Origin of the sequence: Rhodococcus sp. NPDC077669 (genome assembly GCF_040686915.1) — a bacterium.
Classification (GTDB): domain Bacteria; phylum Actinomycetota; class Actinomycetes; order Mycobacteriales; family Mycobacteriaceae; genus Rhodococcoides; species Rhodococcoides fascians.
In genome coordinates this window covers 170,975-194,182 of the sequence record NZ_JBFBMD010000006.1, presented here as the reverse complement: position 1 = coordinate 194,182, position 23,208 = coordinate 170,975, and the positions used below count along the sequence as shown (strand labels likewise).

The 23,208-nt window shown below is 59.3% G+C and carries 21 protein-coding genes; 9 read left to right on the top strand and 12 right to left on the bottom strand.

Features of this window, described 5'->3' with window-relative positions; genetic code table 11:
* The 8 genes from AB0P23_RS10400 to AB0P23_RS10365 form a co-directional block, all read right to left on the bottom strand.
* The gene (locus AB0P23_RS10400) at positions 1-1,089 is read right to left on the bottom strand and encodes a polysaccharide pyruvyl transferase family protein (RefSeq protein ID WP_363797498.1); all 1,089 of its coding nucleotides are present in this window, start codon (positions 1,087-1,089) and stop codon (positions 1-3) included.
* 41 nt (positions 1,090-1,130) lie between these two features.
* On the bottom strand, positions 1,131-2,021 hold the full coding sequence (locus AB0P23_RS10395) for a glycosyltransferase (protein WP_363797496.1): 891 nt from the start codon (positions 2,019-2,021) through the stop codon (positions 1,131-1,133).
* Entirely contained in the window at positions 2,018-3,106 is a 1,089-nt protein-coding gene (locus tag AB0P23_RS10390) for a glycosyltransferase (protein WP_363797494.1), read from the bottom strand. The genes AB0P23_RS10395 and AB0P23_RS10390 overlap by 4 nt, the downstream gene beginning before the upstream one ends.
* 1,242 nt (positions 3,107-4,348) lie before the next feature.
* Complete coding sequence (locus AB0P23_RS10385; RefSeq protein WP_363797492.1) at positions 4,349-5,401, bottom strand: hypothetical protein; 1,053 nt, start codon at positions 5,399-5,401, stop codon at positions 4,349-4,351.
* Between the two features lie 50 nt (positions 5,402-5,451).
* Positions 5,452-6,537 carry a glycosyltransferase gene (locus tag AB0P23_RS10380; RefSeq protein ID WP_363797490.1) on the bottom strand — a complete coding sequence of 362 codons (1,086 nt, stop codon included), beginning with the start codon at positions 6,535-6,537 and terminating at the stop codon, positions 5,452-5,454.
* A 46-nt stretch (positions 6,538-6,583) separates the two neighbouring features.
* Positions 6,584-8,035 carry a sugar transferase gene (locus AB0P23_RS10375; protein WP_363797579.1) on the bottom strand — a complete coding sequence of 484 codons (1,452 nt, stop codon included), beginning with the start codon at positions 8,033-8,035 and terminating at the stop codon, positions 6,584-6,586.
* A 548-nt stretch (positions 8,036-8,583) separates the two neighbouring features.
* On the bottom strand, positions 8,584-9,903 hold the full coding sequence (locus tag AB0P23_RS10370; protein WP_363797488.1) for a UDP-glucose/GDP-mannose dehydrogenase family protein: 1,320 nt from the start codon (positions 9,901-9,903) through the stop codon (positions 8,584-8,586).
* Between the two features lie 213 nt (positions 9,904-10,116).
* Positions 10,117-11,583: a sugar transferase gene (locus AB0P23_RS10365; RefSeq protein ID WP_363797486.1), complete on the bottom strand. Its 1,467-nt coding sequence runs from the start codon at positions 11,581-11,583 to the stop codon at positions 10,117-10,119.
* Between the two features lie 656 nt (positions 11,584-12,239).
* Here AB0P23_RS10365 and trpS point away from each other — a divergent pair.
* Positions 12,240-13,286, top strand: coding sequence for a tryptophan--tRNA ligase (trpS, locus tag AB0P23_RS10360; protein WP_363797484.1), 1,047 nt, complete (start codon positions 12,240-12,242; stop codon positions 13,284-13,286).
* A gap of 46 nt (positions 13,287-13,332) precedes the next feature.
* Here the strand turns inward: trpS and AB0P23_RS10355 are convergent, their stop codons facing one another.
* Complete coding sequence (locus AB0P23_RS10355; RefSeq protein ID WP_363797483.1) at positions 13,333-13,704, bottom strand: glyoxalase superfamily protein; 372 nt, start codon at positions 13,702-13,704, stop codon at positions 13,333-13,335.
* Here AB0P23_RS10355 and AB0P23_RS10350 point away from each other — a divergent pair.
* The 7 genes from AB0P23_RS10350 (at position 13,703) to AB0P23_RS10320 (ending at position 19,345) form a co-directional block, all read left to right on the top strand.
* Positions 13,703-14,884 carry a hypothetical protein gene (locus AB0P23_RS10350; RefSeq protein ID WP_363797481.1) on the top strand — a complete coding sequence of 394 codons (1,182 nt, stop codon included), beginning with the start codon at positions 13,703-13,705 and terminating at the stop codon, positions 14,882-14,884. The two genes, AB0P23_RS10355 and AB0P23_RS10350, sit on opposite strands and share 2 nt — an antisense overlap.
* Positions 14,885-14,982: 98 nt before the next feature.
* A complete protein-coding gene (locus AB0P23_RS10345; protein ID WP_032400406.1) occupies positions 14,983-15,180 on the top strand; it encodes a hypothetical protein in 198 nt (65 codons plus the stop codon).
* A 106-nt stretch (positions 15,181-15,286) separates the two neighbouring features.
* The gene (locus tag AB0P23_RS10340) at positions 15,287-16,123 is read left to right on the top strand and encodes an alpha/beta hydrolase (RefSeq protein WP_363797480.1); all 837 of its coding nucleotides are present in this window, start codon (positions 15,287-15,289) and stop codon (positions 16,121-16,123) included.
* Positions 16,116-16,706: a TetR/AcrR family transcriptional regulator gene (locus tag AB0P23_RS10335; protein ID WP_032400408.1), complete on the top strand. Its 591-nt coding sequence runs from the start codon at positions 16,116-16,118 to the stop codon at positions 16,704-16,706. Before AB0P23_RS10340 ends, AB0P23_RS10335 begins: the two co-directional genes overlap by 8 nt.
* A gap of 127 nt (positions 16,707-16,833) precedes the next feature.
* Positions 16,834-17,379: a GNAT family N-acetyltransferase gene (locus AB0P23_RS10330; protein WP_363797479.1), complete on the top strand. Its 546-nt coding sequence runs from the start codon at positions 16,834-16,836 to the stop codon at positions 17,377-17,379.
* Between the two features lie 233 nt (positions 17,380-17,612).
* A complete protein-coding gene (locus AB0P23_RS10325; protein ID WP_363797477.1) occupies positions 17,613-18,281 on the top strand; it encodes a hypothetical protein in 669 nt (222 codons plus the stop codon).
* A gap of 389 nt (positions 18,282-18,670) precedes the next feature.
* Positions 18,671-19,345, top strand: coding sequence for a helix-turn-helix domain-containing protein (locus AB0P23_RS10320; RefSeq protein WP_363797476.1), 675 nt, complete (start codon positions 18,671-18,673; stop codon positions 19,343-19,345).
* Here the strand turns inward: AB0P23_RS10320 and AB0P23_RS10315 are convergent.
* Together AB0P23_RS10315 and AB0P23_RS10310 are read right to left on the bottom strand one after the other, a co-directional pair.
* Positions 19,329-19,943 (bottom strand): LysE family translocator, encoded by a 615-nt coding sequence (locus AB0P23_RS10315; RefSeq protein ID WP_363797474.1) that lies wholly within the window; start codon positions 19,941-19,943, stop codon positions 19,329-19,331. The genes AB0P23_RS10320 and AB0P23_RS10315 overlap by 17 nt on opposite strands.
* A complete protein-coding gene (locus AB0P23_RS10310; RefSeq protein ID WP_283348680.1) occupies positions 19,940-20,956 on the bottom strand; it encodes a MerR family transcriptional regulator in 1,017 nt (338 codons plus the stop codon). The genes AB0P23_RS10315 and AB0P23_RS10310 overlap by 4 nt, the downstream gene beginning before the upstream one ends.
* A 136-nt stretch (positions 20,957-21,092) precedes the next feature.
* On the opposite strand from AB0P23_RS10310, the gene AB0P23_RS10305 reads away from it, so the two are divergent.
* On the top strand, positions 21,093-22,253 hold the full coding sequence (locus AB0P23_RS10305; protein ID WP_363797472.1) for an NAD(P)/FAD-dependent oxidoreductase: 1,161 nt from the start codon (positions 21,093-21,095) through the stop codon (positions 22,251-22,253).
* Here the strand turns inward: AB0P23_RS10305 and AB0P23_RS10300 are convergent.
* Entirely contained in the window at positions 22,216-23,079 is an 864-nt protein-coding gene (locus AB0P23_RS10300) for a helix-turn-helix transcriptional regulator (RefSeq protein WP_363797471.1), read from the bottom strand. The genes AB0P23_RS10305 and AB0P23_RS10300 overlap by 38 nt on opposite strands.
* Positions 23,080-23,208: the final 129 nt, after the last annotated feature.

The window sequence follows — 23,208 nt, the reverse complement described above, 5'->3', positions numbered from 1 at the left end:
TCATGACCGACCCGTCAAGACTGATCCTATTAAGGACTCGACGGACTGGGTAAGCTTTAAACGAGCGTCATTCTCCACCCGCTGGGCGGCAACACCCGAGTCCATTGTCACTAGCAATTCGCCAAACACCTCATCCACGCTATTTGATACACGAAGGTCGATGACATGATGCCATCCGATGTCGCTCAACAATGGTTCAAATTTTCTTGAATATGCTAGGGCAAGGCTCGGAATCCCTAGCGACAAAGCATTAAGACAGGCATGCATACGTGCGCCGACTACAACTTGAGAGGACGAAATTATATCTCGCACCTCCGCCAGACTGTTAGGCACGTGAACCGTTCCACTAAAACCATTAGCAACTAAATGATTTATAGCAACCATGTCGTTGTCTGGGCTATCCGCTTCTGAGTGGACGTGAGCCAACAGGGAAACCTTCAACTCACGGCGTTCGCACTCGCGTATTAAACCGGCGGTTAGTTCGCGGTATCCGACATGGCTAACATGCGGATTCTCGTTCCACAGAAGCCCGGATACGTTGAGCAAAATGCCGTCCTTACGAACCGGCTTCCGAACTGAGGGCAACGCGAACACTAGATCGGTACTAGAAACACTCGGAACGTTCGGTGCCAGCACTTTGGAGGTCGCCGCACTTACTTCATCTCTCGACATAACCGCCGCAACACCCCTCAAACTCCATTTTGAAATGATTTTTCCACGGATGCTGTTAAATGGGCCGATGGTCTGAGGGGTCAATACCGTCGTCACACCAACGCGTATTGCGAGCTTCCGCAATAGCGCTATATGTTCAAGGCGCTGAAGCCCGTAGATGTCCGCGAAACTGTCACCCGAACCCGTATCCAACACCAAGTCGAACTGCCTCAACCATTGCGAGATTGGCCCAGGTCGTAGCAACTCGCAAAACAATTGTTTGCGACCAAATTCGAATCCAGGGCCGCGGTCGCCGAAGTTGTACTGCTCGCAATCTGAAGCACCAAACAACCTAGCCACCTCCGCCGCACCGCTGCCCAACACCCGTACGCCAAGATTTGCGGACGATTGGCTGCCCCATAAGATCAGTGTATTCAAAAGGCCTCCTTACATAGACTCGTTCGCATCCATTGCTCTATTCAATCCGCGCTCAAGGTTCTGCAGACCTGAACCAGCTTTTCCCCAGATACAAACACCGTGAGAGGGCTAATCGCGCCAATTAACACACGGCGCCACTGCCTTTTTGACAATGGCTTCAGGATAAAGTCGACGATCCAACATCCGATCCAGAGGACGAAAGAGAAATCAGGTAGCGATCGTACGATCTTCAATCTGTTTCGGGCACTGAAAGCAAACTCCAGATCACTGGAGACCGCCACAGTTGACGAACCGGCGTGGTGAACCACCAAATCGTGCTGGACTAACCCAACTGAGTACCTACTGGACATCTGCCACTCTAACTCTTCTAAGTACAGAAAGAAGTCCTGCCGCCAGTCCGAGGCATGAATTAACGTAGACTTGGGGACGACGATGTTTGCGCCGGAAGCCCACGATGTCGCTTGTGTAGCGCCGGATGAATGATATGAGCGATCGGACCCGTAGCCCACGTGTGCAGTTCGACCGGACCGTCGATCAACAAATCCCCCCGCGTACCACACAGTTCTACGATCTCCGTATGTTGACACAGAGGTGTACAAATCGTGCGAGTTAACACTGATCGCGTCCATGTAACGAACAAGGCAGTCGGCTCGAACTTCACAATCATTGTTCAGAATCCAAAGGTAGTCGACGTCTAGTAACCGTGCGGCATGCATTAAGATATTAACCGCTCCAGCATATCCTAGGTTTTTACCAGGACTAAGAACTTTAACAGATGGATTGTCGCTCGCATAACTTCCGGAATTGTCAACAACCAGAATTTGCAACTTTGCGGACGCCATATCAATAGAAAGCAGCGAAGTTACACAGCGGTCGGTGTCAGCGCTCGAATTGTAGTCAACCAACCCAACGACCCAGAAATTGTCGGTCATGAAACAACCTCCTCGTATAACGATAAGTAGGAGCTGCTAGTTTGCTCAATATCGAACTTTTTCTCAGCCAACTTCCGGCTGTTTTGACTGAGCTCACGATACTGTGCATTCGACAATTTACTAGCGGTCAAAGCGACATTGGCCAACGCGATGGGATCATTTGGCGGACACATTTGCCATGGTTCCACTACCAATTCGGGACACGATCCTACCGATGTAGTCAGTACCGGCACACCTAACGCGAGCGCTTCAATCCCAGACATTGGTAGCGCCTCACCGTATGAACTGGAAATAATCAGGAAATCAGATGACCTGATTATGGGAATCGGGTCTTTCACAGATCCAAGTGCATGGATCCTGTTCGCCTCAGGTTTCGACGCACCTGAGGAGAGCACCGCTAATTCGTCGCCGTTCGCCCCTACGCACGTCAAACTAATTCCCGGAATGCTGTCCGTCAACAACGCAAAACAAGTCAGCAACGTATTGTGGTCTTTCATTGCGTGCATTCGGCCGACGTGGACTAAGCGCATTGCATCTGTTCGACTACCGGGGGCGTTCCATTGCGGAAGAACAGTACCGTTCCTGATAGTGACAATTTTACTTGGCGTAATACCTTGCGATATGGCAAATTGCGCCGCTGAGTCTGTGCACGCGACAACTCGTTGCGGCCGGACAGCGATGATCCGGATTATTTTTGCGAGAGTTCTGGTGCGCCACCGATCACCAGAACCGTAACCTGATGAATGTATTGTCCAGACTAACGGCATACGCGGACGAAACCATAACGCAATAGCTGATATCAGATCCGACTGCAGAAGGTGCGATTGAACTAAATCCGGTGAGATACGACCGATAGCTTTATGAACTGCAACCACGGCGCGGTCAACGCGCCAGCTTTCCCGCGAAATATCCAAGTAAGACACCGATTGGCATACCTCTTCCAGGCGTTCTGACAAAACCCCGGGAGCGGAGAGAACTAAACAGTGGACATCCATGTCGATCCGTGGTGCATCCGTCGCTAAACTCTCTATGAGTGTCTGGGCACCGCCGAGACCGGTGTCGTTGATTACATGCAGAATCCTCACCGTTGGACCCCTCTCACGGTCGCAGTCTTGACCTGTACTGCATTGGTCTGCAATATGTCCCGGTAAGGGATGTACCTTATGGAGATAAAGACCCCCAGACACACCCATACCAAGCTAGCGGTGTCGTACGAAATTGCTAGGGTGGGGACTAGCGCAGCAACCAGTAGGGCAGCAGTAGCTTGGAGGCTACTTAACCTCGACCGCATTGATCGGTAACAGAATACGAAAACCGCGACTAATGGAATAAGGCCTAAGATTAGGCCGCCTTCAACGACGTATCGCACGAGAACACTGTATATTCCGCGTGGCGCGAAGGTGGGGTCCAAGTCCGCGACTGGTATTAGGCCTTGAGAGAACAAATACGCTGAAGAGTCTCGACCCAAGCCGACCATGGTCGTCCGCCAGTCCGAAAATGCAAATCGAAGAGCGCCGTAGGTAGAGGCCCACCGATCGCCCCATGACCATTGACTCTCAGCCGTGCGACTCGTGTATATCTGTGTCGCAGTGTAGACGGCGGCACCGAGAAATATATACACGACGGTTGCTCGACTGCCCATACGCCTTCTACTGAGAAACAGGACCACCAGGGGACAGATGCATGCGATCAACACACCGGAACGCGTCTGGATTGAGGCAATTGATGCCAGTGCAACGATAGACCATGTCATTTTCCCAATGTGGTCGGACCCGGCCTTCTCAATGCCGAGTAAAGCGGCAATGCCTAAACAGAGAGAACCGGCCAGGAATGAAGGCTCAGGGAACCACCCATACGGACGTTGAGTGGAATAAACGCCCTGCTGTCCGACGCCTTGCGCCGGCGGATACCCACTGAGCTCATATATTCCTTGAAACGGTATTTCCCCTGATGAAATCTGAACTGACTGCCATATCGCAAAAGCCGCGCTAGACAACAAGCCGATTTTTAAGGCGACCACAACAGAACTCCAGTGACCACACCTTAAGATGTCATATACTGCATAGACTGGAAAAGCCCAGGCAGCGAATAGGATCGAACCTTGAATGGCCGAAGGCGCTTGCGGAATTAGAAGTAAAGTGCCGAAATACACCGAAACTATTGGAGCGAGTAGGAATGTCGCAAGAATCATAGGTGGGAGTCGAACTCCCGAAGTTACAATCCATAAGACGGACAGCAGTACGCACACCGGAATGTGGCTGTTAGCGCCGACCGGTATCGCAAAGTACGGTAAAAATGCAGTTAGAACGACTGAAGCAGCTAAAAGTTCACGGGACGATAATTTCCGCGAAGACAGAACCTGAAACTGCATAAGCCACCTCTTCCCATTGGGTGCGTCCGACGCTGTCGACTCGTTCGGTGCCTTCACTTATCCATACATTTGACAACGCATGCGCCAAGTCTGCTTCATCGCCCGGAATGACCCAGATGGGCCAATGAGGTCCACACTGCTCTCGAAGAGCTGGCAGATCGCTGCAAACGATTCGCTTGTTGTAACGACGAGCCTGCTCCACTATGCCGCTCTGCGCCTGGAAATCCCTGTATGGGATCACAATTGCCCGGCAACCACGAATCAGCTGATCAAATTGCTGCTTCTCAACAAATGCTGGCCTGTAGTCCAGTAATCGCGGATTGTCTGCAACCAAATTTTCTATAACAGCTGCAGACTCTTGGTCAACGACAGAACCTGCAACTACAAGTCTAACGTTTGCACGTATCGCAGCGCGCGCTGCGATGTCGAACCCTTTGTTCCATCGAATCTCGCCGACGCACAGCAGGTAATCGCCCTCCCCAACATGTGGCTCGCGATTGTCGGGGCTCTCGAGTCTCTCCTCTACCCACCCCACACTTGGTAGCGCAACGTGGTGAACAGGCACCGCGCTTTCACGTCTGATCGCTTCAGCTTGGCTCTGGCCATGGGTCAGAATCTGATTGCAGGTGGACAACAGCAAGCTTTGTAGTCTCGACTTCACCTGGTAGGAAAGCGCCGCTCGGCCAGTCGTGTGGAGTTTAGCGTTGTGAACAACGAGCACCTTGCGGTTTGCTTGTAATATTCTTACGATCGGAAATCGTGGTTCTTCTAATACGAGAAGATGCAAATTTTTGCTCCGCACCCAGATGTATAGCCGAAGATTGTGCATCACCAGCCTGTAGATTCTGAGCCAGGTCGAATCCGCGCTGCTGGTCTCAGTTCGACCAAATATTTCCTGCAGTACAACATTCTTGGGCAGGTTATAGTCAAAGTACTTCTTAGCGCCATTTGAAGTTAGAATTACAACTGGCATGCCCTCTGTCCGGGACAGGGCTTCTGCCAGATTCATTGCGTGTTCGATGTGCCCACCTTTCGGTGTAGCACAGACTACAGCATTGATCATAAGCTTCCGCTCCCGATGGATCTTGGGCTTTTTGCATTTGTCTTGCTGGCTGATCGACGGGTAGCGCGTTGGTACGCATCTTTGAGTGCGTACGTCATAGCGGAGGCACTGTTTACCCGGACGACATCTTGAGTCTTCATTTTGACTGATTCACGGAATGTCTCTTCATCAAAATATCGACGGACCGAGGCGACTAGCTGGTCCGCCGTTGTTCCAAAAGTTTCGTACCGAAGGCTAACCATGCTGGATATGCGGCGCGAGATGACCGGAACGCCCAGGCCTGCTGCCTCAATGGTTGAAATTGGTGCCCCTTCCCATCGCGCTGTATGTACATAAAGTTCGGAATCTGCCAGTAGTTGCAACGCATCTGCTGGGTCGAGCCAGCCAGTTACATTGACTCCGCTGGCCCGCAGCTCGTTCACCGCTCTGCTATCTCCATCTCCGATCCATAGGAACTTCTCAGGGTATCCTTTTTGCTTGGCCAGTCGTGCTGCGTCCGCGAAAATATCGGGACCTTTTTGGGGGCAAACCCGTCCAACCATCACGACCCTTGCGACCTTGAATTTACGTGTTACTGATGAGACCTGAATAGGTGGAGGGTTCGGAACAAGCACCACATTTGCCTTATTATTGAGACGGTAGGCAAGAATTGCTTCGTTCGGGCTTACCGCCGCCAGTACCTGTAGTCGGGCTGAGAGCATCTTCTCGATAAGCGAGATTCCCAATCGGACAGGAGAGCTTATGTCCTCGCGTTCGGTTGCAAAGCAATGCGGAGAATAGACGATAGCGCATCCACGCTTGAGAATTAGCCTGAGTACTCCAGCGTGACTGGAGTGGAGATGTACAACATCAGGCATCTCCTCATTGATCGCAATAAGCGCAGCTTTCAAGAACCCAAGTAGCCCGGAATTTACAAGTTTGATCTTTACATTGTCCGGCCACTCGTAGGTGCTCTGTCCGCTGCGTTCTCTCGCCACCACAATGTGCTTGTATTCAGGCAGCGCAGACGTGTAGTTCACCAGTGCCGAACGGACGCCTCCCCCAAGTGCCTCAGTGACGTGGACGACAGTGGTTTGCTTCACGATTCCTCTTCGCTAGAAGACAACATTGATGCCAAAGTTGCGGCAATTAGTAGGCTCCATCGCTCGCGCCAACTGCTCGTACTGTCTTGGCAATTATTAGCAAATCCCCCACCATGGACCAATTTTCCACGTAAGAGAGATCTAGTCGGACGGTCTCTTCCCACGACAGGTCGGACCTCCCGCTGACCTGCCACAGCCCGGTGACACCAGGCTTGACCAGAAGGCGTCGACGAACCTCGCCGTTGTAGGTCTCTACCTCACGCCGCAGGGGAGGCCTCGGGCCCACGACACTCATCTCACGCTTGAGAACGTTGATGAACTGGGGTAGCTCGTCAAGACTGAAACGACGCAGGAACTTGCCCACCGGCGTCACCCGTGGATCGTCGCGCATCTTGAACAACACTCCGCCGGCACCCTCGTTCCGGTCGAGAAGATGCGCAACCTGCTGGTCCGCATCCACGGTCATGCTGCGGAACTTGATCATCGAGAACGGCTTGCCGTCGATACCCATCCGCTCCGACTTGTAGAACACTGGTCCGCGGCTCGTCATCTTCACAGCGATCGCGACTGCCAGCAGTACCGGCGAAATCATCAAGAGAACGAGCGCGGCGAATGTCAGATCGAACGCGGTTTTACTGAATCGGGTCGCGCCGTTGTACTGGGGCTTCTCGACGTGAATCAGGGGGAACCCTGCGACGGGCCGCATCACCAAGCGTGGGCCGGCCACGTCGACGACGCCGGGCGCGACCACGAGGTCGACATCCTTCTTCTCCAGATCCCAGATCATCTTGCGAATGCCCTTGTGTCCTAGGTGTTCGGTGGCGGTGACTGCAACCGTGTCGGCACCACATTCGTCGATTGCAGCGAGGACGTCTCGCTCACTACCGAGTACCGGTATGTCGGCACCTTCGACGTGAACGATTCCGTCACTCGGCACCTCGTAACCGGGCATGCACATTCCCACCACCGCGTAGCCCGAGGACGGCGAGCGCTCGAAGGACTCTGCCATCGACACCGCAGCTGCGCGGCTTCCGACGATCAGAACCGATGTCTTGTACTTGTCTTCGCTGCGGAGTCGAGTGACCACCTTGCGCCACAGCCAGCGACTGACTAGTAACGCCACCAATCCCACGGGAAGCGCGATGGCCAGGTACAGCCGTGCAAAGTCGACACGGAAAAGCAGGGAGACGATGGCGATGACACCGAAGAGCCGGAAGGTGGCCGACACGATGCGGCGGTACTCCTCGGCACCGTTGCCGATCACCCGCGTCGACCGGGTTCGGAAGATGGCGAGAAACGCGATCCACACACTAGCCACCGCGACGGAGACACCGGTGTAGATCGCCGAGTTCGTCAGTCCGGTGGTTTCTACCCCTCCGAAGCGAACGATCTGAGCCAGAGCAACGGACAGGACCACAGCCAGCACGTCGGTCACTCGAAGACGGGCGATGTACTGGCGTTCCCACACATGCCGCGATGTCAGCTTGCGAGTCTTCAACTCCCCGGACCGCGAGGATCCCCAGAGTGAGCGTGGTGCCGCCTCGACAGATGCCACCTGCTCCCCTCCTTCTGCGCGTCTGCGTCCACCTCCGGTGGACGCTGGTCTGACATCCGAACCAATCCGGAATGCGACTGGTATCGATTTGGAATAGTCCCACGCTGCTATGCGAAGCACCACGCGAGCGGCGCAGATCACAGATGAATAACAGCGTCCGTTCGGTTTACCACACATACGCTGACGAGGCGAAACAGGTGGCTGGGACTTCCAAGGTGTAACCGCCGCGAGGTCCAAAAACGTTACACACGAGCACGATCGACGCACTTTAGTGACCACTCACAGTGTTCAGCGCTGTTTATCGGGTGATTTACCCGCCAATTGAGGCCAAGACCGCTTCTAACAAACATCAACACTAGTCGATGAGTGCAAAGCAATACGTTCGTCTCGTAGTCGGTGTGCGTTAATGCAATTTACAGATACCTACGAGCGCAACTGGCCGACAATTCATTCCATCGAATGAATTGTGCGATCGAATTGCCTGGTCGAGCTCAGGGACGACCTAAGCCTCGGTAGTTCCACCCCGCCGCCCGCCACTGCTCCGGGTCCAAGCAGTTGCGGCCATCGATCAACTTCTTGCTGCGCACCACGCCGTCCAGGTCGCCGGGAACGAGAGCCTTGAACTCTTTCCACTCCGTCAGCACCAGCACCACGTCTGCACCCTCGCAGGCCTCGAGAGCGGTGTTGTTGTAGGTCAGCGTGGGGAACAGCGCCCGGGAGTTCTCCATGGCCTTCGGGTCGTACACGTTGACCGTTGCCCCCTGCAGCTGGATCTGACCTGCCACGTTCAGAGCCGGTGAATCACGAACGTCGTCGGAGTCGGGCTTGAAGGCCGCGCCGAGCACAGCCACCCGGGCACCGAGTAGCGAGCCGCACGCCTCACGTGCCAACTCGACCATGCGGGTGCGTCGTCGCATGTTGATGTTGTCGACCTCACGGAGGAACGTCAGCGCTTGGTCGGCACCGAGCTCGCCGGCCCTGGCCATGAACGCCCGGATGTCCTTGGGCAGGCAGCCACCACCGAAGCCGATGCCGGCGTTGAGGAACTTACGGCCAATGCGCTCGTCGTGGCCGATGGCGTCGGCGAGGACGGTCACGTCTGCTCCGGCCGCCTCACACACCTCGGCAATGGCATTGATGAACGAAATCTTGGTGGCCAGGAACGCATTGGCCGAGGCTTTGACCAGCTCGGCCGTGGCCAAGTCGGTCACCAGGAAAGGGATCTGCTCGTCGAGCAGCTGCGCGTAAACCTCGCGGGCCAGCTCCTCCGCCCTGCCTGGCCGCTGACGATCGACACCCAGAACCAGACGGTCCGGGCGCAGAGTGTCTGTGACGGCATAGCCCTCGCGCAAGAACTCGGGGTTCCAGGCAACCTCGACGCCATCGCCGGCCGGGGCTAGTTCGCGGGCCATGCTGCCGAGCCGCTCGGCGGTGCCGACGGGAACTGTGGACTTACCGAAAATCACGGCCGGCTTGGTCAGCAACGGTGCGAGCGTCTCGATAACTGAGTCGACGTACTTCATGTCGGCGGCGTACTCGCCCCGTCGCTGAGGAGTTCCCACACCCAAGAAATGCACCTCGGCGAATTCGGCAGCTTCTGCGTAAGACGACGTGAAGCGAAGACGGCCGGCAGCGATGTTGCGCTGCAGAACCTCTGTCAACCCGGGCTCCCAGAATGGCACCTCACCGGATTCCAGCTTGCGGAGTTTGGACTCGTCGACGTCGACTCCCAGGACGTCGTGTCCCAGCTCTGCCATACACGCTGCGTGGGTAGCGCCCAGGTACCCGGTTCCGAACACTGTGATGCGCATACGTCGGCAATCTCCTCGGTCTCGAACGCAACCCTGACGGTTCCGCAGTATCGGGTCGACATTGTGAGCGCCCAAAGACAACTCCCGGACAATGCCGGCTGAATGACAAATGAGCGTTGAGGAGTTACCCGGGAGCCCGGTAACCAAACTGAGCGACTGTCAGAGAGACACGAACATAACGGAACAACAGTGGGGCCAATCCATCCAGCGCCGTCAGTACGCGCCTTTACTCTTGGCGACCGCGACAGCTGTCTTCGCGATGATGAGCAAATCGCCTGTCATGGACCAGTTCTCGACGTACGAGAGATCCAGACGCACGCTCTCTTCCCACGACAGATCAGATCGACCACTCACCTGCCACAGCCCGGTGATGCCCGGCTTGACGAGCAATCGTCGTCGCACTTCGCCGTCGTAGGTTTCGACTTCACTGCGCAGTGGCGGGCGCGGACCCACCACACTCATCTCGCGCGTGAGGACGTTGACGAACTGCGGAAGCTCGTCGAGGCTGTATTTGCGCATCACCTTGCCGACGGATGTGACGCGGGGGTCGTCGCGCATCTTGAACAGCACGCCCGCACCCTCGTTGAGGGCAGCGAGATCCTGCACCCGCTTGTCTGCATCCTGAACCATGCTGCGGAACTTGATCATCTGGAACGGCTTGCCGTCCATACCCATTCGCTCGGACCTGTAGAAAATCGAGCCCTTGCTGGTGAACTTGATGATCACGGCGAGGGTGAGCAGAATCGGCGAGATCAACAGCAACACCGACGCGGCGAAGACGAGGTCGAAGGCCGTCTTCCCGAATTTTTTGGCCCCGTTGTACTGCGGCTTCTCGACGTGGATGAGCGGGAAGTCCGATACCGGCCGCATCACCAGGCGCGGGCCGGCGACATCCATGACGCCGGGAGAAACGACGAGATCGACCTTCTTCTTCTCGAGGTCCCACACCATCTTTCGGAGCCCGTGATGGCCGATGTGCTCGGTTGCCGTCACTGCGACGGTGTCTGCGCCGGAGACTTCGATTGCCTCGACGACACTGTGCTCGTCCCCCAGCACCGGAATGTCGATGCCGTCGATGGTGAAGGACGCGGCGCTGCTGGGCTCGTAGTTGGGCAGGCAGATGCCGACCACGCTGTACCCGGCTCCGGGAGAACGCTCGAACGACCGCGCCATCGACAACGCCGAACTCTTACTTCCGACGATGAGCACCGCCGTCTGATACTCACCGCGCGCACGCTTGCGAGCGACCACCTTGCGCCATCCCCATCGACTCAGCAGCAAACCGATCAGGCCTACGGGAAATGCGATGGCGAGATACAGACGCGCGATGTCGAAGCGAAACAGCAGAGACAGAATTGCCACGGTGCCGAAAAGCCGGAACGTGGCCGAAATGATGCGTCGGTACTCTTCCGAGCCATTGCCGATGACCCGAGGGGAACGAGTGCGGAAGATGGCGAGGAACGTCGGCCACACTAAAGCGAGGGCACCCGATACGCCGATGTAGCCGGCAATCGACCATGGATTGCGAAAGTCGATCTCACCGAAACGGATGATCTGCGCAACCGTCACGGCGAGGAGCACCACGAGCGTGTCTGTGATGCGCAGTCCATCGATGTAGTGCGACTCCCACTCACGACGCGAGGTCACCTTGCGCAACCGCCGAGCGTCGCGTCGAGACACGACCGATCCCAGCGCGCCCGAGCCGCTGATCGCCAACTGATTCCCCTATGCATCCGCTGTATCGCGCCCTGCGCGATCGACACGACTGCGTGCCACCCCACGGAGCAGACTAGCTGGTCCTTCATGCTTTGTCCTGATGGAGATCGGCAGATAGACGCAGGTCGTTACATATTTTTGCGGGATTGCCTCGACGTGTCCGCTACGTTGCCGACGACTCTCGGAACTCCCACTCGGGAGGTTCCCGCCCGTTCATTAGCTCCGAATCGTCGAATCGAAGTCAAGGGTTGTCGGTCGAACGGCGCACCGGAACAGGGCCGTCGATTCCGATTCGGCCGGCTCGTCGATGTTCGATCCGTGAGGTGTCCGTCGAATGGTCGACGTCTGAATAGCGGGACCGAGGGTTCCACCCAGGTCGCCCGAAGTGGAACCGTTCCGGCCGCCCGGAGGCCTGCATCGCCCACGGAGGTAGCAGCTCACGGCACAGCGTCGGTCGACCTTGCTACCCTGCCGGAATGATCGACATTCATCAGGCTTGGTGGTGGCTGCGCTAGCAGCCCGGTCGACCATGTCCTGCGGGCTGTACTTCAGCCCGCCGGTCTCTCGAACGAACACGACGCGGGTAAAACAGCCCGCCCGTTCGTACAGAGAGGTCTTCGATGAGCACCGACACCTACATTTGCAGCGTCGAGCGCAGCAATGTACTCGCCACCGATATTGCCGCTGATCCGGGCAGGTACCGCACGCTGACCGGGGAAAGGCCCACCGGGCCATTGCATATCGGTCACCTGTTCGGGACGATCCGAGAGCGCGTGCGACTGCAAGACCTGGGCGTCGAGACGATGATCGTCCTGGCGGACTACCAGGTGATCACCGACCGCGACGCAATCGGGCACGTGCGACAGCACGTGTACGACGCAGCCTTGGACAACATGGCGGCCGGCATCGATCCCGACAGATCGACCATCTTCACGCACTCGGCGGTACCTGCCCTCAATCAACTGATACTGCCCTTCCTCAGCTTGGTGACAGAGGCCGAACTCCACCGAAACCCGACCGTGAAAGCCGAACTCGCAGCCAGTGGTCGTGCCCTGAGCGGCCTGTTGTTGACGTATCCGGTACATCAGGCGGCGGACATCTTGTTCTGCAAGGCCAATGTGGTTCCCGTCGGTAAGGACCAACTCCCGCACATCGAGATGGCACGGGTCATCGCGCGGCGATTCAAGGACCGCTACGCCGCGGTATTCACCGAACCACAAGCACTCCTGACCTCGAGTCCTGACGTTCCGGGACTCGACGGACGCAAGATGTCCAAGAGTTTCGGTAACGCGATCACGCTGTCGATGACACCGGACGAGACAGCTCGGGTCGTACGTAGAACTGCTACGGACTCGGAGCGACACATCTCCTATGATCCGGACACGCGACCGGGAGTGTCGGCGCTGCTCACTATCGCAGCACTCTGCACTGGCAGAAGTCCGGAATCGATCGCCGCCGATGTGGGCTCAGCAGGGTCGGGCGCACTGAAAACCCTTGTGACAGAGGCGGTCAACTCATTCCTTGCCGGGCATCGTCGTCGTCGCGCAGAGCTTGCCCTCGATCCCGGTTATGTCCGGTCGGTAGTGCGTCGGGGGAACGAGCGTGCGAATGAGATAGCCGAGCAGACCCTGGACGAAGTGCGGAGGGTCATGGGCACCCACTACTGAGCCGGTCGGCACTGACGCACGCACAATTCGGAAAAAGCGGTTGCCTCTATGGGAGGGGCTGCCCGACGTCGATTCGATTTCCGTCCGGGTCGCAGAAGACGAAGCCGCGAAGTCCGTAGTCGGCGTCGCGCAGACGTTTGACGATGCGCACCTGGTGTTCGACCAGGTGCTCGTAGAGGCCCACTGCATCTTCGACCATCAGGTGCGCAACGTTGTAGGTTCCAGCTCGGTGTCCGCTCACCAAGGTCAGGTGCAGTTCGGCGGCATCTCGCCGCATGATGACGAATCCGGGCGGGCTGCCGTTGGTGAAGGTCACGGTCATGCCGAGCACGTCGCGATAGAACTCGATCGAGTGCTGTATATCGGTGACGGGAATTGTGGGTGCGATGCGGCCGAAGCCCACGGTGGTTGCGCTCATGATCGATCTCCTTGCACAGAGTTCGGGCGGCGAGGCGGTGCTCGCGTCAACCCTGTCTCTGGGCGCGGTGGCCCCTGATCGAAGTGTAGACAATGAGCGCACCATCGCGTCACTGAAGCACTGCTCACCCCGTCAGCGAGATACATGCGAGGCGACCGGTGACGAGGTCGTCTGCCACTACCCTTTGGGCAAGCGTCGCGTCGGATCGTCCCTATTTCTGATGGGCGTCGCGGTCGCAGCCGCATGGGCATGTACCCAGCTGAACCCGTTCGCCGACAGCGTCTCCTATCGGCCCCCGACAGCGAAGGTCGTCTCAGCCCCTGATTGTCTGGCCGAGAACATCTACACAGCATTGACCGGCTCTGGGCCGTGGGATCCAGCACTGACGGCAAATGCTCCGGATCCGGGGTACCCACCCAGAACGTTCGAGCCGGTTGCAGTAGTGCGATGCGAGAGAGGCGTCGACGAGTCCGGGATACAGACGGTGGACTCGGTACGACTCGAAGGCAACATCGATGCTGTCGACGCTGCGTTCTCAGTGGATTCCGAGCGCTTCCCTCCCGGCGTCATGGCGTCGTGCGCGTACGAGATGACCCCACCCGTAGGTCTGTGGTTCGTCGACGATGCCGGCAAGGCATTCCGTCCCGCATGGCCTGCGAGCCCGTGTGGTCCACAGAACGGACCGATCGAAGCACTGGCCGATCTCACCGAGGTATCCAGAACGTCGCACTCGACCGGCTACGACGACCGATACACCACAACCTGCCAATCCAGTTCTTACGCAGATGGATTCGCGAATACCACCCCCGAGGAGGTAGCTGCCGCCGAGGAACGCGATGATCCGCTGGTTCCCTCCTTGGTAATGCCGATAGACGACGTGGACCGGCTGCAGTTGTGCACGGTCCCCGCTGCGGAACCGTTAGTCGACGCGGTCGGGTCCCTGACGACAATGAGCCGAGCGGACAGCGCTCGGCTCGTCAGGTCGGTGGCGGACGCGCCCCTCGCGCCGGCGTGCAATCAGAGCAGTACCCGTATTGCATCGACCGAACTGCGCAGACCCGACGGCTCGGGCCGCTCCTTCGTATCCTTCGAGCTCGACGGCTGCCAGCGCGCAGCGGGATTTGGGTCTTATCGAACAATCCCTGCGGAGGTCCTGGCCGCACTGACCCGCACCGGGTGAATTCTGCGGGATCGCTGCACTGAGCACTCCACACGTCTCGGTCAGCAATTAGGCTGTGCCTGAGATCAATTGCGCCCAATCGACGAACGGATACTCGTATGGCCGACAACCCACAGAAGCCGAATGCCGGCTCTTACGTGCTGTACGGAGTAGTCGCGGGCATGTTGGCCGGTGTCATCGTCGGCGTTCTGATCGACAACCTCAGCATCGGGATCGGCGGAGGCATGTTCGTCGGCGCTCTCGTGTCGTCGATCTTCATTGCCCGCATGAACCGACCCCCAGGCTCGGGCAGCTGAACGAACATGCTGGCCTCGCGTCGGCTCGCATGAGGGGTTGACACCTTTGGCTAATCGGATTAGCTTTTAGCTACACTAGTTAGCTACATCGACGTCGGAGCCCACCATGACCGAAGTACTCGCCATCGGCGACAACACCCTCGCATACGACCTGATCGGAGAAGGCCCCCTCGTCGTCCTCGCCCACGGCATCGGCGACAGTCGGCACGCCTACCGATTCTTGGCTCCGGCGCTGGTAGAGGCCGGATACCGGGTAGCGAATCTCGACATTCGCGGTTGCGGGGAATCCAGTATCGGGTGGGACGGCTACAGCCGGACCGACATCGCCGGAGACCTCGTCGCCCTCGTTCGTCACCTCGGCGGCCCCGCAGTGATCATCGGACACTCGATCAGCGGAGGAGCAGCGACCATCGCTGCCGCCACCGCTCCCGAACTGATCGTGGGCCTGATCGAGCTCGCACCGTTCACTCGCGCAGTCACCTACTCCATGGGCGCACTGCTGACGAACAAGCGGTACCGCCGCGCGACCACACTGCTGGGTCGAACCCTGCTGAGCGGCAGCGTCAACGCCTGGCAGAAGTACCTCGATCTCGCGTACCCCACCAAGCCTGCCGACTGGGACGACGAGCTGGCCCGCATCGTCACTGTCCTCCACGAGCCCGGCCGCACGAAAGCCCTTCAGGCCATGTGCAAGTCGGCCCCCACCGATGCCGGTGCACAACTGACCAACGTCCAGTGCCCCGTACTCGTCGTCGAAGGCGATGCCGATCCGGACTTCGCGGACCCACGCGCCGAAGGCGACCGCATCGTCGCAGACCTGCCCACCGGCATCGGCGAAGTAGCCGTCCTCGACGGAGTCGGTCACTACCCACATGCCCAGGCCCCCAATGAGTTTCTCGCCGTTGCACTTCCGTTCCTCGCCAAAGCGCTGCACCATGCCTAGGGCCGGTCTCGCGCCCGCATCGGTCACCGAAGCGGGAGCCGACCTCGCCGACGAGATCGGAATTGCGCAGATGTCGATGGGATTGGTGGCCGAACGACTCGGCGTCAAGACCCCCTCCCTCTACAAGCACGTCGACAACCTGGCCGACCTGGTGCATCGTGTGGGCGTGCTTGCCATTAACGAATTGGGTGACACCATTCGCGACGCCATCGCAGGGCGGTCCGGACGCGAAGCCCTCGTCGCCGGAACGCGTGCAATGCGCGAATACGTCGTCTCCCATCCCGGTCGATACGCCGCGGGTAACGCCGCCCAGATCACCGGACCCGACGACCCACTCATGGCTGCCGCCAACCGCGTCATGGAATCCTGGGCTGCGATGTTGCACGGCTACCGCATCGATCCGGCGCAACAGACGCATGCTCTCCGGATGCTGCGGAGCCTGCTGCACGGATTTGCCACTCTCCAAGCGGAACACAGCTTTCAACTCGGCACCGACCTCGACGAGAGCTTCGACTGGATGATCGACTTCGTAGACCAATCCTTGACTCGGGCTGCGAAACCGACGCGTTCGGAACATGATTGAGCCGTTGGCGGAGTCGGTCGGTCGGCGGTCGTGAAGTACCCTGCGCTTGAGGAACAATGGCGCAAATTTGAGGTGCGCATCCTCATTGGTCTGCGAAGCTACGCATAGGGATACGCCATGATCTGGTATGAAGGCGGATATGAGTGCGGGGGGAGAGCGACACATCGTCGCGGAAAGCGAACGACTGAGCTTGGGCTGGTTCCTGCCTGAGGACTTCGATGCTGTCCACGCTTTTGCTTCCGACCCGCGCGTATGTGAGTTCATGACGTGGGGGCCGAATAGTCCTGCTGACACGCACCGGTTCTTGGTGGAGCGGTTGACGCCCTCGGTGGATGACTACCAGCTTGCGATTATCGTCCGTGGCGAGGTCGTCGGCAGTGCGGCGGTGTGGGTGACAGATTCGACGAACAAGGTTGGCGAGCTAGGTTATTCGCTATCGGCTGCGGCATGGGGGCATGGCTATGCGACCGAGGCAGCCAGGGCACTCATCGGTGTCGGGCGTGATCGACTCGGGCTAGTGCGGATAGCGGCGACGTGCGATGTCGACAACATGGCGTCGGCGCGGGTGCTGGAGAAGGTCGGGATGGTTCGTGAGGGCACTCTCCGATCGTTCAAGGTTGTCCGTGGTGAGCGACGCGATCACCACCTGTATTCGTTGATCGCGACCGGATAGCGCTTGGACGCGTGCGGTCTCGCGTCACGCCGCATTGATTGCGGCCGTGGGGTGTCGCGGTCGCGTCGAGCATCGTCCTTGGCAGGAAGCCCGGGGATTCGACTTTTAGAAAATGTGTTGCTCGTTTACTTGTGCCAAGGATTGCACCAGGGTTTACTGGCCATCCTGGAACGAACCGTCAGGTTTCCGTCGGTGAGAAAGCGTGACGGTCGATCCTCATGAAGGAGTAACCCATGCGGCGTTTCCCGACCCACCGAACGGTTCGCCGGGCGGTGTTGACTGCGCTGATGACAGTGTCGCTCGGTGTCCTGGTCGCACCCACGGCCTCCGCGGACTGTGCGGGATTCGGATCGGAAACCGAACGGTTTACTTTCGCCCACGATCGAGCTGCGATAGCCGCGATAGCGACTCCGACTGCTGTGGAGACGACCCCACGCCCTCCGTCGGGTGGACTTCCGGTGGCCGTGTACACCTTCACCATCGACACTGGCATCAAGGGCGTAGAAGCTGGCGAGAGCGTGAAGGTTGCTGCACCTCAGGATAATTCGAATGCACGCACCTTCGAGATCGGCAAACGGTACTTCCTCGCTCCGACCGAGTCGCGTCAAGATTCCGGCGGCGGCGATCTCACTCGTTTGGCTCCTTACGCGGACAATGCGTGTAGCCCGTCGGCTGCTCTCGACGAGCTGAGTACAGCGTTCGCCGATCAATGGACGCCGACGTCGGCGAGTTCCACGACCGCGCCTACCGGTAGTGCGACACCATTGGCGACGGCAGGGCACATGGTCGACGACGGCAGCACGGGTGACGACGGGGCGGGGCCGATTCTTCTCGGTGTGGTCGCAGTGGTGGTTGTCGTCGCCGGCGGTTCTGTTCTGCTCGTGCGTCGACTACTTCGGTAGCGATCACCTGTCGTGGATGAGATCTATTCTGTTCTGGTCGATTTGGAATGGATAGTCAGGTTTACGGTTCGATGCAGGAGTTCGGCCAAGGCGATCGTCCGGGCATTGCCTGCGGCGCCTTCCGCCGGCAGTGGTCAGCGTTCATGAATCCGCACAGCACACTGCCGTGGAAGGCACCAACCCGGGATTTGCTGTGTCGCTGCAACCGAGATCGCCACGGCACCAACTCGTAGTTCCCCCCGAACGCATCGTGATGGAGCTGCGAAAGCTGGACATCATCCACGTCGAAGCGGACTCGGAAATCGATAGCCATCCGAACAGCATAAAAATGACGACAATAGCCCGCATTCAGGCATGGAACGACGTTCCAGTTGTGACAGGATTTGCGCATGCCAGAGAAGAAGCCGACACCCGCGCGCCGTTCCGATGCCCTGTCCAAAGGGCGCATCGTGCAGGCAGCGATCGAGATGCTCGACGAGGGTGGCACCGACGCTCTGACGTTTCGCACGCTCGCCGCACACCTGTCCACCGGTGCTGGGGCGCTCTATCACCACGTCGGCAACAGGGAAGATCTGCTCACGGCAGCGGCCGAAACCGTCATGGCGTCGGTCCTGGAATCCTCGCCCGAGAACGAGCCGACAGAGCACGGCGTTCGCGGCGTGATGATGAGGGTGTTCGACATGATCACCACGCGGCCATGGGTGGCGACGCAACTCGCCGGTGCGCCGTGGCAGCCCGCCGTCATGCATCTGTTCGACCGCATCGGAACCGAACTGGACGTACGCGGAGTGCCGGAGAATGCGCAGTTCGACGCCGCGTCCGTGCTCATGTACCACGCCCTCGGGGCCGCGAGTCAGCGCGATGCCGGGAGGCAATTGGCCGCCACGGTGACGGACCGCGCGACATTTCTCGACTCCACACGCTCGGCGGTGACGGATACCGGCGACTATCCGTTCCTGACCCGAATCGCGTCACAATTCGCCGAACATGATGACAGAGAACAGTTTCAGGCCGGTGTCGACATCATCCTGGCCGGTATCGACCGAACTAGCGCAAGACGATGAAGACAGCGCACAGGAGAAATACTCCGGCGGTGGTTCGGTCCACTATGCGTTGACCGCCGCGGTCGAAGAAGCGCCGAAGGCGCAATCCAGCGAGACCGTAGAGCCCGATGATCACCGCCATGACCGTGGTGAGGGTGAGTCCGAGCAACAGATAGTCGTCGAGGTGCACTTGTGTGAGGTCGATGACGCTGGGAAGTAGCGCAACGTAGAAGCCGATGGCTACGGGATTGGACATGGTGAGCACGACGCCGAGGCCGACACTGTGAGCTCGGCGGGGCGTGTCGCGTGTGGGCACTGATAGCGCCGGCGCTCCGGCTGTCCTCCACTTCTTCGCGGCGAGGTAACAGAGGTACCCAGCGCCGGCCCAGGTGAGGACGCGAAGGATCGGCTCGTAGGCCGCCGTCGCCGCGGCGAGTCCTGCCATGGCCATGCCGAGGAGAGCCAACTTTCCGACGACGATGCCGGCGGCCAGTCCAGGAACGCCCCGGAACCCGGAGTCGAGGGATCGAGCCATCACCGCAACAACTTCGGGGCCGGGGGTGGCAGCTGATGCCGCGAACACTCCGGCGAACAGCGCGATATCGGAAATGCAGATCACTGCCCGTCGCCGTCGACAGTGCGCGATGCAATCCGCGTCGGTGCCGTCACGTGCCGGGGGTGTTGATCGAGCCAGTCGAGGACGGTCTGCGCGTGGCGGTCCGGTGGGAACACAGGGTAGAACACATGCTCGATGATTCCCCCGGTTATGACGAGAGCAAGTCGTCGGTAGACCGTGAGATCCTCTGTGCTGAACGTCGGTAGTCCGATCACGTCGTGCAGAATCAATTCGCTGTCGGTGAGCAGTGGATAGGGAAGTCTTAGTGCCCCAACCAGTTCCGATTGATATTCGACTGGCTGGCTCGAGAGTCCATAGACCGCGCTGATCCCGGCCTGCACCAGCTCTGCATAGTGGTTACGCATGTCGCAGTTGTGCGGGCTGCATCCGCGGGCACCGGGGATGGCGTCCCAACCGTCGGGCATGTCATGCCCTGGTGCACCGGTCATCGGAAATACATAGACCAGGACACGGCCCGTTCCGAGGGCGGAGAGGTCGACGTGGCCACCGTCGGTGGACGGCAACCGGGTCGTCGGAATTGCCACCCCGTGCAGATGATCGGTCGCTCCGTCGTCGTGTGGGACGTCGAGGTCGGCCGGCAGCGGGGCGAGATTGGGATTATGCGCATCGGCGGTGGCCCACTCGTCGGCCATCCGTGCGCTTGCCTCGGCGAGGTTGGCGACCAGCGCGACGCGTTGTCGGTCGAGGTCGTCGATGGCCTGTTCGACCCGCTGGATCGCCCGGCGATACCCCGACAGCGAGGCGGGGCAGGTGTCCGCGTGCAGACTTCCGGCGTTCAGGCAGTCGATGAACGGGTGCATCTCCGCGAGCGGAATTCCGAGTGCATTCAGCCGATGGATCTGCGCGACGACTCGAACCTGGTGGCGGTCGTACATGCGGTAACCGTTGGTCGCCCGTTCGGGGACAACGAGATTCAATGCCTCGTAGCCACGCAACGCCTTCGACGAGGCACCGGTCTCGCGGGTGACATCTCCAACACTCAGCAGGTCGTCCATCTCCGTACCGTAAACCCGGCCCCCAGGGGACAGGTCAAACGCGAAAGGCGACCGAGGGCTTCCGCCTACTTGACAGCGTTGGAACAGTGTTCCATTCTTACTTGGAACAACGTTCCAACAAAGAGCGGGGACATTCATGAAGACATCCATCTCGATCATCGGTGCAGGACTCGGCGGCCTGGTGCTGGCACGAGTCCTGCACGTGCACGGAATCACCGCCACGGTCTACGAGGCCGACGCCACGGCTGACGTGCGCACCCAAGGCGGGCAGCTCGACATCCACGAGGACGACGGGCAGGTCGCCCTCGCCGCGGCCGGACTCACAGAACAGTTCCGCGCCATCATTCACGAGGGAGGCGAAGCAACTCGCGTCCTGCGTCCGAACGGCGAAGCTCTACTCGACGAAGCCGACGACGGCACCGGCGGTCGACCGGAAGTGCTGCGCGGCGACCTGCGACGCATTCTGCTCGACTCACTGCCGGCCGACACCGTTCAGTGGGGGCACAAGCTCACCGCCGTCCGCCCACTGGGCAATGGGCAACACACACTCGAGTTCGCGAACGGAACCACCACGGTCAGCGATCTGCTCGTCGGAGCCGACGGCGCGTGGTCACGAGTCCGCTCCCTGCTCTCGGCTTCCCAACCCGACTACGTGGGCACCGTCTTCGTCGAGACCTACCTGCACGACGTCGACGCACGTCACCCCGCGACGGCTCGCGCAGTCGGCGGCGGTGCGATGTTCGCCCTCACCCCGGGTAAGGGAATCTCCGTGCACCGCGAGGCAGGCGACATCCTGCACACGTACGTTCAGCTCAATCGCAGCGCCGACTGGATCGACGCGATCGACTTCACCGACACCGACACCGACTCCGCCAAAGCCGCGATCGCAGCCGAATTCGACGGTTGGGCACCGGAATTGACAGCGCTGATCACCGACGGCGAAACCGCGCTGGTTCCCCGCAAGATCTTCACGCTCCCCAACGGCCACCGCTGGGATCGCACGCCGGGAGTAACCCTCGTGGGCGATGCCGCACACCTGATGCCTCCCTCCGGAGACGGCGCGAATCTCTCGATGTTCGACGGTGCCGAACTCGCTATCGCCATTGCCGATCACCGCGACAACATCGACGAAGCCCTGTCCGTCTACGAGAAGTCCCTGTTCACCCGAAGTGAAGCGGTGGCCATCCAGTCACACGACACGCTCGACCTCTGTCTCGGGGAACGCTCCCCGTTCGGAATGATCGACCTGATCACCGGCGTCACCCCTGCGAGCTCGGGTGATCGTCTCTCGCAGTAGCAGATTCACTGTCCGACGCCGTATCGAGCGCGAGGGCTGCAAGCAGCCGCAAGCCGTCCTCGCTGGCACTGCCGGCCGCGGCGCTCAGGACGATCATCTCCATTCCCGGCTCACCCGGCAGAGCGAAGTTCTCCTGATGAAGCTCCAACAAACCCACCAGCGGGTGACGGTAGGCCTTGCGCCCGTGGGTTCGAGCGCACACATCAGCGCGTGCCCACAGTCGACGGAATCGGTCACTGCCCATGGACAATTCCCCGATCAGCGACGCCAACTGGGGATCGTCCGGATATTGTCCCGCAGCAAGCCGAAGATGACCGACGACGTCCATGGTGCAGGTGTTCCAGTCGTCGTACAGCCCCCGCTCGGTCTCTTCGAGAAAGATGTGTCGTGCAGTGTTCAACCCGGGGACGGGTTGGCCGTACAGCACACGTGCAAGTCGGTTGGCCGCAAGCACATTCATGCGGTGATCCATGATGAACGCAGGCGCTCCCTCGACCAGATCGAGGACGCGCAGAAGGTCCGGTCGCACGCGCCCCTTCGGGGTCTTCGCAGGTCGACGACGTCGGCGGGCGAGCCGATCCAGGTGCGCCCGTTCGGTGTCGTCCAAAGCGAACACCCGCGCCAGCGCATCCAGAATTTGCTCGGACGGCTGGGTGGCACGGCCCTGTTCGAGACGAACGTAGTAGTCGATGCTGACGCCCGACAGGTGAGCGACTTCCTCGCGCCGCAGCCCGTCGACGCGGCGATACCGGTCGACGGGAATTCCGACAGAGGCCGGATCGACACGGGACCGCCGAATTCTCAAGAAGTTCGCCAAATCGTCCACACCTGAAGTATCCCTCGGATTCGTCGATCGAGAGTGGTACCGCCGATACCAGGAACAGCAATCAGAGGACATCGCGCCCCTGAACGAGACGTACCGAACGAGACAGGGTGAAGGCGTCACTCGAACACA